Raw genomic sequence first — 7,660 nt, forward strand, 5'->3', positions numbered from 1 at the left:
TGGGCATAGCCGTAGCCTGGGTAAACAAGCAATGGTAAAGCATGGAGCGTTTAACATTAAAAATTGATGGACTCACAAAAGCAGCAGAAAAATCAAAAGTAAGCGCAATTGCAATACCTGTCGTAGTGGTAGTTGCCTTGAGCGTCTAGGAGGATAATTGACTATCCTTTTTAAGTATGTCTTAAAGAATCTGCGTGTCTTTAGACCGCAGAGTGTCAAAAGGTTAGGCTATTTAAGAAACGGGGGGATAACGACTGTGGCCAAAAAAAATGAAGCAGAAATGCCAGAAACCGAAAATGGGTTTAACTTAAACAATTTTTTCCAAGGAACAAAGGAAGAACTTGAGAAAGTAATTTGGCCCAGTCGGAAACAGTTGGTGAGTGAATCAGCCGCTGTACTATTAATGGTTACACTCTCCGCCTCTTTGATATATTTGGTAGATGGATTGTTCGCTTGGGCAGCAAAACAGGTGTTCTGATGACTTCTGCAACAGACGAACCACGCAACTCCGAGTTGCAGTCAGATGACACACTCTTAACAGGGATCAAAGAAGTCCGCTGGTATGCAGTGCAAGTAGCCTCTGGCTGTGAGAAACGGGTAAAGACAAATTTAGAGCAACGTATCCAAACTTTTGATGTCGCTGATAGAATCGTCCAAGTGGAAATTCCCCACACCCCAACGGTGAAAATCCGTAAGGACGGTAAACGTCTACCTTCAGAAGAAAAGGTTTTCCCTGGTTATGTGCTAGTCCGAATGGCGATGAGTGATGATACATGGCAGGTGGTAAGAAACACCTCCCACGTGATTAACTTTGTGGGCGCAGAGCAGAAGCGTGGTAGCGGTAGAGGCCGTGGTCACGTTAAGCCAGTTCCCCTGAATCCTTCGGAAGTTGAACGCATATTCAAACAAGCCTTGGAACAAGAGCCAGTAGTCATAATTGATATGGCTACAGGTGATAAGATAGTTGTGCTTTCTGGTCCATTTAAGGATTTTGAAGGCGAGGTGATTGAAGTTTCCCCAGAACGGAGTAAACTAAAAGCTCTGCTTTCTATCTTTGGACGAGATACACCAGTAGAATTGGAATTTAATCAGGTTAAAAAACAGAGCTAAATACAAATGGCGAAGAAAGTAGTAGCGGTCATTAAATTGGCCCTGAATGCTGGGAAAGCCAACCCAGCACCGCCAGTTGGTCCTGCATTGGGTCAACATGGTGTTAACATCATGATGTTCTGCAAGGAGTACAACGCCAAAACAGCAGACCAAGCTGGAATGGTGATACCTGTAGAAATTTCTGTTTATGAAGATAGAAGTTTTACATTTGTACTCAAAACTCCACCAGCATCAGTTTTGATTCGCAAGGCAGCGAAGATTGAAAGAGGCTCAAGTGAACCCAACAAAACTAAAGTTGGTAGCATTAGCAGAACGCAATTACGTGAAATTGCTCAAACCAAGCTTCCTGACCTCAACGCCAATGATATTGATGCAGCCATGAATATCGTGGAAGGAACTGCTAAAAACATGGGCGTAACAATCACAGATTAGGTGACAGAGAACAGGCTTCGCCGTGAGCGTCAGCGAAACGGTGACAGGTGACAGTAGATAAAAAAATAACAACTGACAACTGACAACTGACAACTGACAACTGAACTAATAACAAAATCATATCGGGGGAGAAGCACGACTTCGAGATTACCCCAGGAGAAAAAAATGGCAAAAAAAGTATCACGCCGCTTACAGGCGTTGCTAGAAAAAGTAGAAGATCGGGATTATACACCCTTAGAAGCATTAGCTCTGTTAAAAGAAACAGCAACCGCTAAATTTGCTGAGGCTGCTGAAGCTCATATCCGTTTAGGAATTGATCCTAAATATACAGACCAACAGTTGCGGACAACGGTAGCACTACCCAAAGGTACAGGACAGATAATTCGGGTAGCAGTTATCGCCAGAGGGGAAAAAGTCACAGAAGCAACTAATGCTGGTGCTGATATAGCTGGTTCTGAAGAACTCATTGAAGATATTCAGAAAGGCATGATGGACTTTGACAAGCTGATTGCTACACCAGATGTGATGCCACAGGTAGCAAAGCTGGGTAAATTACTAGGTCCACGGGGTTTGATGCCCTCACCTAAAGGTGGAACAGTGACATTTGATGTTGCTAGTGCGATCGCTGAATTCAAAGCTGGTAAATTAGAATATCGGGCTGATCGGACTGGGATTGTCCATGTTATGTTTGGTAAGACTGCTTTTTCACCTGAAGATTTATTAATCAATCTCAAGGCATTACAAGAGTCAGTTGACCGTAACCGTCCTTCAGGCGCTAAGGGTCGTTATTGGCGGTCATTGTATATATCCTCGACAATGGGTCCGTCAATTGCTATTGACATTAGTGCTTTACGAGAGTTAAAAATAACTGACGCTGCATAGTTTGGTAATGGGTAATTGGTAGTAGATGAAGATAATCAGAAATTACCAATGACCAAAATTAAATAAGCAAAGCCGGAGACAGCAGGTGCTAATAGCTTAATACCCTGCCGAGGTTGTAATTTTAACCGCCTGAAGTTTAATCAAGAAAAGTTTGATAACTGCGGCCTTAAAAATACTACTTTGAAACCCTGGCTAAGATAGCTGGGGTTAAGTTTTTTCCGTGTGTCAGCAAAAAGGTGACAACTGACAACTGACAACTAACAACTGTACGGGCGAAGCATTTGGATAACTATTTTTGGCAATGACCGATAATTTATCTTCCAAATGCTTCGCCCCTACTGACAACTGACAACCGTACGGGCGAAGCATTTGGATAACTATTTTTGGCAATGACCGATAATTTATCTTCCAAATGCTTCGCCCCTACTGACAACCGACAACTAACAACTGACCACTGACAACTGACATTGGAGGTGAGATAAGTATGGGAAGAACGTTAGAAAACAAGAAAGAAATAGTTGCTGATCTTAAAGTTTCTTTGAGTGAATCAACTTTAGCACTGGTAATTGATTATCAGGGGCTAACTGTTGCTGAAATCACCGATTTGCGTCGGCAACTCCGTCCTAGTGGTGCTATCTGTAAGGTGACAAAAAACACCTTTATGGGCATTGCTATTAAGGATCAGGAACAATGGCAGCCAATGTCAGAATTACTTAACGGTTCTTCGGCATTTCTGCTAGTTAAAGAAGATTTATCTGCGATTAAAGCTTACCAAGCATTCCAAAAAGCCACCAAGAAAACAGAAATTCGCGGTGGTGTCATGGAAGGTCGTGTCCTGAGTGAAGCTGATGTCAAGGCTCTAGGAGACTTGCCATCTAAGGAACAACTCATGGCTCAAATTGCTGGTGCTATCAACGGTGTGGCTACCAAGCTGGCTGTTGGTATCAACGAAGTTCCCAGTTCCTTGGCTCGCGCTTTGCAAGCTGTCGCTGAAAAAGAAAATAGCGATAGTTCTGAAAGTGCTGCTGAGTTAGCGGTAGTTAGTGAAGATTAATCACTGACAACTCACAACTAAAAAACTAACAAATCAAAAATTCTTTAGGAGTTATATCCATGTCTGCTGCAACCGAACAAATTTTAGACCAATTGAAATCTTTGACCTTATTAGAAGCTTCTGAATTAGTTAAGCAAATTGAAGAAGCTTTTGGTGTTAGTGCTGCTCCTACTGGTGGTGGCATGATGATGATGGCTGCTCCTGGTGCTGTTGCTGAAGTAGTAGAAGAGAAGACCGAATTTGATGCAATTTTGGATTCTGTACCTGCCGATAAGAAGATTGCTGTCTTGAAGATTGTCCGTGAAATCACAGGTCTAGGTCTGAAAGAAGCTAAGGACTTGGTAGAAGCCGCTCCTAAAGCAGTTAAAGAAGCTGTAACTAAGGAAGCCGCTGAAGATATCAAGAAGCGGATTGAAGAAGCTGGTGGTAAGGTAACAGTTAAGTAATTGTTATTTGGTGATTGGTAATTGGTGATTGGTGATTGGGAAGAATTTTTACCCAGTCCCCAGTCCCCATTATCATCGCTTTAAAACCGGAAGTAAATATTGTGTCAGTGTAAAAGCATCAACTCCTAATTCTGTTCTTGCTTGTGCTGCTAAAATTCCTGCTTGGGAATGCCACCAAGCCGCAGTTGCGACTATATCTTCTATAAAAATTTCTTTATTCATAATTTGCGCTAATAGTCCACCCAATAACCCAGTTAATACATCACCGCTGCCTCCACGGGCTAGGGCTGGGGTACTTTCGGGATTTATCCAAACTCTACTACCTTGAGGATTAGATATAGCTGTTCTTGCCCCTTTTAGCAGGACTACAGCCCCACTTTCTTGTGCTGCTGTTTGTACGGCTTTGATTCTATTTGTGTAATCAATATGGGGAAATAAACGCTTAAATTCTCCCGTGTGGGGTGTAATTACAGTGGCTGATTTTCGTGATTTCAATGTGGGAATAGTTCCTAATTGTGCCAGAATATTTAAAGCATCAGCATCGAGAATTAAAGGACATTCACATTTAATTATTTCGGGAATAATAGAAATACTATCTTTAGTTAAACCGGGTCCGCAAGCAATTGTGGTAAATGAATTTAAATCTATAAGGTGCGTTACGCTGTCGCTAACACACCCTACTAATGGTAAATTAGCAATTGCTCCTGTTTCGGTTTCAGGACAACCAATAATTAACGCTTCTGGTAAATGGGAAACTAACAACATTTTTAGAGATTCGGGGACAGCGATTGATAACATTCCTATACCAGAAGCTCGCGCACCTAAACCTGTTAAAATTGCTCCACCGGCATAACGTTGAGAACCACAAATTAATAATAAATGTCCTTGTTTGTATTTATGGGTAATGAGAGGACGAGGTAAAGGTAAGGTTGATAATGCTGTTGTTTTAGTAATACGTTTGATTTGGGGAATATTACCGATAACAGCATGAATATCTGCTAAGGGAATATCAAAGTCAATTAATTCGGCTTTACCAATATAAGGTAATGCTTGTTCTTGTAATAAACCTTGTTTCCATAAACCTAAGCAAAATGTATAATTTGCCTGAATAGCTGTTCCTAAAACTTCTCCTGTATCTGTATGTAAACCCGAAGGGATATCAATACTAATAATGGGTTGATTTTTGCTATTAAAATAATTAATTGCAGTAGCAATAGAATCAGTAATTTTTCTTTCTAACCCAAACCCAAATAAACCATCAATTAAAAAATCATAACTTGGTAATTGGGAAATTTCTTGATAACAGGAAATTCCTAAATTTTGTGCATATTGAAAATGTTGGGAAGTTAATTCTTTTAACTTAGAAAAAGGTTGATAAATCCAAACTTGATAACCGCGAAAATGCAATTCACGAGCTACTACTAAACCATCTCCTCCATTATGACCGGGACCAACTAAAATTCCTACACATTGCCCTGGGGAAATAATAGCCTGTAAGCGGTGGGAAATTAATCCCGCTACCTTTTCCATTAAAGCTGCTACAGGCATTCCGGCAGTAAATATCCTGGCTTCAATATCCCGCATTTGGGCTGCGGTAACAACAAATTGTTCTTTAGTCATTAGTCAGTTGTTAGTTGTTAGTAGGGGCGAAGCATTTGGAAGATAAATTATCGGTCATTGCCAAAAATAGTTCTCCAAATGCTTCGCCCGTACAGTTGTCAGTTGAAAGACAAATATTTTCACCAATTACCAATTACCAATTACCAATTACCCATTACCAATTACCAATTACCCATTACCCATTACCTTATTTTCCGTAATAAACTCTAGCATTACCGTAACCTGAACTTTTCAAATAGCTATTCCATTGTTCGGCTTCTAAACGATCGCTAAAAGGTCCTACAGCTATATGCGTTCCTAGTGCTTGAGTTCTCCTAAATACATTAATATTGATGCTAACTTTTTGGCGAATTTCTGTACCTAAAGAACGTAAATTATTAGCATTACCAGGAATAACTACATAATAGGAATTTCTTTTTTCCTGTTGATAGTTATTTGCATAGTTCTGATCATTATATCCGGGAGCATTATAAGACATTACTGGTTGAACCGAATAATTAGGTGTTAATTCTATATTTTCCGAATTAACGATTTTCGCGCCAGAAATCCCATTAAATTCCAATTCTCTTACCCGTTTTTGAGCATTAGATTGTCCATTAAAAACGCCAGATTGGATCACATTACGTCCCTTGTAATTGCGAATATAGGCATTAGGTTCAATTTGCCGAACTCGCTGCAAAGTTTCGTAATTATTGCTATCAACATAAACAAAATATCGGTCAAAGTTTTGGTTATATTGACTATATTGTGTCCCTTGAGATTGATAGAATTTTTCTGGTTGTAACTGCGGTAATGGCTGCTGGTTAATGGGTATTTCCTGGAGATATGGCAATGTTGCTTGTGCGAATATTGGCATATTATTAGATGTTTGAGCCTGAACTGGACTATATTCACATACGAACACCCAACTTCCACTTATCAGCAAGGAAAATATGGGTAAAGAGGTAAAACAATTGACTCTTAAAGTAGGCATATTTGTTACCAGTTTTTGCAAAGATTTTTGGTTTAATTCCAATGGGACAGCATTATTATTAATTAAGCCCTACCACTACCGATAAAATATAAAAGTGCCATCCGCACTGCTACACCGCTAGTTACCTGAGATTGAATTAAGCTGAATTCAGGATCATCCATTAAATCAGAACTAATTTCCACACCCCGATTTACTGGACCTGGATGCAATACTTTAACTTGAGGTTTACATAGTTTTAACTTAGCACGAGTAATGCCAAATAGTTGATGATATTCTCTTAAACTAGGGAATAAATGGGCGGTCATCCGTTCTTTTTGTAAGCGCAATGTCATGACAAAATCAGCATTTTCCAAAGCTGGTTCTAATTGCCAATGGGTAAATAATCGGTTAGAGTTTTCTGTACATCCTAAGTATTCTGCAAAGTATTTAGGTAATAATGTGGGAGGTGCGGACAGATGTACTTCTGCACCACTAGCGATTAAACTCCAAATATTAGAACGGGCTACACGAGAGTGTAAAATATCGCCAACAATAGCAATTTTTTTACCTTGTAATGATTCAATTTTGGGTTGTGCAGGGTCAATTAAACTACAAATTGTAAATAAATCTAATAATCCTTGAGATGGATGTTCATGTTGTCCATCACCGGCATTGAGGACGCTAACTTTTACACCTAAACGATCCATTTCTTGCGCGATCGCTTGCGGAACTCCTGCATCCTTATGGCGGACTACCATAATATCAGTTCCCATTGCCAAATAGGTTTTTGCTGTGTCAAGAATTGTTTCACCTTTGGTCATAGAAGATGTAGCTGCGGCAAAGTTGAGGGTATCCGCACTAAGTCTTTTTGCCGCAATTTCAAAACTACTGCGGGTGCGGGTAGAAGGTTCAAAAAATAAATTTGCTACTACCTGTCCCTGTAAAGTGGGGACTTTCTTTGTCCGTCGTGATAGTACCTCTTGAAAAGAAGCCGCAGTTTGTAACACGGCGTTATATTCAGCCGTTGTGAAGTCAGCAAGTGTGAGAATATGATGACGATTCCAGGTAGTAGTAGGCATATAAGTAGAGGAGTCAGGAGTCAGGAGTCAGAAAGAAGGAGTCAGGAGTCAGGAGTCAGGAGTCAGAAAGAAGGAAGAAGGAAGA

At 40.2% G+C, this 7,660-nt stretch carries 11 protein-coding genes and 1 other annotated feature; of the genes, 7 read left to right on the plus strand and 4 right to left on the minus strand.

What is annotated here, in order from left to right:
• Positions 1-256: 256 nt before the first annotated feature.
• The 4 genes from secE to rplA all read left to right on the plus strand — a co-directional run bounded on the left by secE (position 257) and on the right by rplA (position 2,424).
• Positions 257-478, plus strand: a complete 222-nt coding sequence (secE, locus tag PN450_RS03630) for a preprotein translocase subunit SecE (protein WP_015078220.1) — start codon at positions 257-259, stop codon at positions 476-478.
• Complete coding sequence (gene nusG / locus PN450_RS03635) at positions 478-1,110, plus strand: transcription termination/antitermination protein NusG (protein ID WP_015078219.1); 633 nt, start codon at positions 478-480, stop codon at positions 1,108-1,110. Before secE ends, nusG begins: the two co-directional genes overlap by 1 nt.
• A gap of 6 nt (positions 1,111-1,116) precedes the next feature.
• On the plus strand, positions 1,117-1,542 hold the full coding sequence (gene rplK / locus PN450_RS03640) for a 50S ribosomal protein L11 (protein WP_015078218.1): 426 nt from the start codon (positions 1,117-1,119) through the stop codon (positions 1,540-1,542).
• A 165-nt stretch (positions 1,543-1,707) separates the two neighbouring features.
• Positions 1,708-2,424 carry a 50S ribosomal protein L1 gene (gene rplA / locus PN450_RS03645; RefSeq protein ID WP_271835448.1) on the plus strand — a complete coding sequence of 239 codons (717 nt, stop codon included), beginning with the start codon at positions 1,708-1,710 and terminating at the stop codon, positions 2,422-2,424.
• Between the two features lie 54 nt (positions 2,425-2,478).
• Positions 2,479-2,646, plus strand: a sequence feature (ribosomal protein L10 leader region).
• Between the two features lie 3 nt (positions 2,647-2,649).
• Here the strand turns inward: rplA and PN450_RS03650 are convergent.
• Complete coding sequence (locus tag PN450_RS03650; RefSeq protein WP_246863040.1) at positions 2,650-2,793, minus strand: hypothetical protein; 144 nt, start codon at positions 2,791-2,793, stop codon at positions 2,650-2,652.
• 115 nt (positions 2,794-2,908) lie between these two features.
• On the opposite strand from PN450_RS03650, the gene rplJ reads away from it, so the two are divergent.
• Both rplJ and rplL read left to right on the plus strand, forming a co-directional pair.
• Positions 2,909-3,478 (plus strand): 50S ribosomal protein L10, encoded by a 570-nt coding sequence (rplJ, locus tag PN450_RS03655; RefSeq protein ID WP_015078216.1) that lies wholly within the window; start codon positions 2,909-2,911, stop codon positions 3,476-3,478.
• A 59-nt stretch (positions 3,479-3,537) separates the two neighbouring features.
• Positions 3,538-3,924 (plus strand): 50S ribosomal protein L7/L12, encoded by a 387-nt coding sequence (rplL, locus tag PN450_RS03660; protein WP_015078215.1) that lies wholly within the window; start codon positions 3,538-3,540, stop codon positions 3,922-3,924.
• A gap of 72 nt (positions 3,925-3,996) precedes the next feature.
• Here rplL and PN450_RS03665 read toward each other — a convergent pair whose 3' ends face one another.
• On the minus strand, positions 3,997-5,544 hold the full coding sequence (locus tag PN450_RS03665) for an NAD(P)H-hydrate dehydratase (protein WP_148759837.1): 1,548 nt from the start codon (positions 5,542-5,544) through the stop codon (positions 3,997-3,999).
• Positions 5,545-5,558: 14 nt separating this feature from the next.
• Here PN450_RS03665 and PN450_RS03670 point away from each other — a divergent pair, with 14 nt between their 5' ends.
• Positions 5,559-5,744: a hypothetical protein gene (locus PN450_RS03670; RefSeq protein WP_271835449.1), complete on the plus strand. Its 186-nt coding sequence runs from the start codon at positions 5,559-5,561 to the stop codon at positions 5,742-5,744.
• On the opposite strand, the gene PN450_RS03675 is transcribed toward PN450_RS03670, so the two are convergent.
• Positions 5,732-6,517 (minus strand): hypothetical protein, encoded by a 786-nt coding sequence (locus PN450_RS03675; protein WP_271835450.1) that lies wholly within the window; start codon positions 6,515-6,517, stop codon positions 5,732-5,734. The two genes, PN450_RS03670 and PN450_RS03675, sit on opposite strands and share 13 nt — an antisense overlap.
• Before the next feature lie 62 nt (positions 6,518-6,579).
• Positions 6,580-7,575 (minus strand): aspartate carbamoyltransferase catalytic subunit, encoded by a 996-nt coding sequence (locus PN450_RS03680; protein WP_148759843.1) that lies wholly within the window; start codon positions 7,573-7,575, stop codon positions 6,580-6,582.
• Positions 7,576-7,660 lie beyond the last annotated feature (85 nt).

The organism is Dolichospermum lemmermannii CS-548, from assembly GCF_028330815.1.
GTDB classification, from domain to species: Bacteria; Cyanobacteriota; Cyanobacteriia; order Cyanobacteriales; family Nostocaceae; genus Dolichospermum; species Dolichospermum lemmermannii.